The following is a 2,738-nucleotide window of genomic DNA, read 5'->3' on the forward strand; positions in this document are numbered from 1 at the left end:
ACGGTCAAGGCGGGATCAAAGATCCTGATCCCCTCCGACGGCTACTACGTCACCCGGCGCCTTGGCGAGCGGTTCCTGCAAAACCTCGGCGTTGAGGTTATACAGCGCACAACCACCGGCTTTTCCGAGGGCGGCTTTGAAGGTTTTGACGTTGTTTTTGCGGAAACGCCGTCGAACCCGGGCCTGGACCTCTGCGACCTGCGCGCCATTGCGCGGGACGTTCATGCTGCAGGCGGCATCCTGATCGTCGACAACACCACCATGACCCCGCTGGGACAGCGCCCGCTGGAGCTGGGCGCCGATGTGGTGGTGGCCTCCGACACCAAGGCGCCGGGCGGCCATTCCGATGTGCTGATGGGGCACGTGGCCACCCGCAACGAAGGCATCCTGCAAGCCGCGCGCGAATGGCGCCAGTTCGGCGGCGGCATTCCCGGCCCGCAGGAGGCCTGGCTGGCGCACCGGGGGCTGGAGACTTTGGACGTGCGCTTTGACCGGATGTGCAGCACAGCGGAGGTGCTGGCCGAACGGCTGGCGGCGCATCCTTTGGTACAGGAAATCCGGTTTCCCGGTTTGGCTTCTGATCCCTCGCACGGCCTCGCCAAGCAGCAGATGTCCCGGTTCGGGTTTCTGATCTCGATCACCTTGGACAGCGCGGTGCGGGCGGATGCCTTCATCAACACCTGCCCGCTGATCCGGGCTGCGACGTCGTTTGGCGGGGTGCACACCTCTGCCGAACGCCGCGCCCGCTGGGGCGATGCGGTGGCGCCAGGGTTTGTGCGGATCTCGGTTGGAACCGAACCGGCCGAGGAGCTGTGGAGCGCCATGGCCGCAGCGCTGGAGATGCTTGGCGGCTAGCAGGCCAGACAACAAGACAAGCTGTCCCCGCGGGGACAGCTTGGTGATACCCCCGCAGGCCGGAGAGCCAGTCAGGCCATCTGCGGCACCCGGATGCGTTGCTGGTGCATCTTCCGGTAATGCGGCAGCATCCGTCGGTGGACCCGGCGCACGCGCTCCGGGGTGTTCTCGATCTCCACATATTTGCGCGCCTGGCGGGTAAGGCCGGTGGATTTTGCAAGGTTGGCGTGGAAAGACCCGCCGTCCCACCAGCTGTGCGCGGACGGATCACCCCCGGGCTCCCAGGTTAACGCTTCCTTAATGAATGGAATACCAACTGCCTCGCTGAAGGCCTGGGTCATCTCCTCGGGGTTCTCCAGCAGATCGTCGCTGTCGACCACCGTCGGCGGGGTGCCGTTGAGAGCGGTTAGCAGATCAAACAGCGCGCGCTGTTCGGGGAAGCCGACCTCCAGCTCATCGAAATCGGGCCATTTGTTGTACATCGAGGTGATGGTCTTGGCCGGGTCGCGGATCAAGAAAGCATGGGTAAAGTGCGACAGGAACTCTGGGTCCCACATGTGGTTGATATAGTGGGGGAAATCCTTGAGGAATACAGGGCTTTTTTTGGCCCGCGCCTTGATGTCTTCCCAGACGCTTTCCAGGGTGAGGCCGGGGGTGGTTTTCTCGCCTTCTGTGTAACGCGGCCACAGGGGGTCTTCGCCCTGGTACCAAGCCTCGCCGAAGGGTTCGTGCAGGCAGTCCAGGTCGCCGCGCTGGCGCATCATCCATTCGAACGCGGTGGAGGTAGAGCGGGGCACGGCCCACAATGCGACAATCTTATGCATTTCGGGTATCCTTAGAGCGAGGAGAGCAGGGCGCCCTGCCGGGAGTCAGGGCTGTTTTCGGGTGTCAGGCCCAGGGTCTTGAAAACCCGCCAATAGAGCGCGATGTCATGGCCGACGACGGGTTTGCCGAGGCGTGCCTCCAGTTCGGCGGCGTAATGCACCGGGCGCTGCGCGATGCCGTCGGAGGCGCGGCGGTAGTTGCTCATGCCGTTGATAAGATAGGCGTCGGCCTGTGGTGCCTGTTCGGCGGTGTAGTCGAAGGATTTCCAGATCAGATCCTCGTCGAAGCACCAGATGCAATTGTCGACATCCTCCTGGGTTTCGAACCAGCCTTGATCGTGGAAATTCCCCGCCCAGACCACATCGAACCCGGCTTCTTTCAGAAACCCGACCGTGCCCTGATACCAGCTGTCCGGGTGATAGCAGGCGTTCAGGGCGACCTTCTCGACGTTGCGGTCACGCAGGGCCTCGACCATGGCGTAGCCGGCCATGTGAAAGGGGGTCTCGTACTTGTCGCTTAGCATTTCGCAGTGCTGGCGGATGCCCTCGACACCCATGCCAGAGGCATGCACCCAGTTCGACCCCACCTGGCCGCAGACGTCGGCGCCATTGTTGGCCATGCACTCGACGAATTCCTCCAACAGGCCGAAATTCTTCTGCCGCTGACCCAGTTGGTGGGCGTAATCCGGCACATGCAGCATCCGCCCATGCACCCCGACCGAGCGCGGCGCCATGCGTAGAAAATCCGACGGCGCGGCGTCAAAGTCATACGGCGGGGCGGTGAAGCCGACCTGATGCGGGAACAGCTTGTTCTTCGGATTGGCCCAATGGGCGGGTTTTTCATAGTCCGGCATTGCGGCTCTCCCTGTTGCGCTTGGGGGAGAACCTGGGGCAGGAGGGGCGGCTGTGTCTATTGCTTTCGCGTGCGTCAGGACATAACCATTTTGATATGGAGATGCGAAAATATAACCTGCCCTCGGTCAGCGCGTTGGCTGCGTTTGAAGCGGTGGCGCGGCTGCAGGGGTTTGCGCGGGCGGCGGAGGAGCTGAACACCTCGCA

Annotated in this window: 3 protein-coding genes; 1 reads left to right on the top strand and 2 read right to left on the bottom strand. The window is 62.9% G+C overall.

The features are described 5' to 3' along the window. The coding region (locus A2I95_RS30190; protein ID WP_291735810.1) for a PLP-dependent transferase at positions 1-855 on the top strand (855 nt) is incomplete at its 5' end. Between the two features lie 71 nt (positions 856-926). Here A2I95_RS30190 and A2I95_RS30195 read toward each other — a convergent pair. Beyond that, entirely contained in the window at positions 927-1,679 is a 753-nt protein-coding gene (locus A2I95_RS30195) for a sulfotransferase family protein (protein ID WP_291735813.1), read from the bottom strand. Between the two features lie 11 nt (positions 1,680-1,690). After that, positions 1,691-2,533 carry a hypothetical protein gene (locus A2I95_RS30200; protein ID WP_027256246.1) on the bottom strand — a complete coding sequence of 281 codons (843 nt, stop codon included), beginning with the start codon at positions 2,531-2,533 and terminating at the stop codon, positions 1,691-1,693. Positions 2,534-2,738: the final 205 nt, after the last annotated feature.

This window comes from Leisingera sp. F5 (assembly GCF_001593695.1).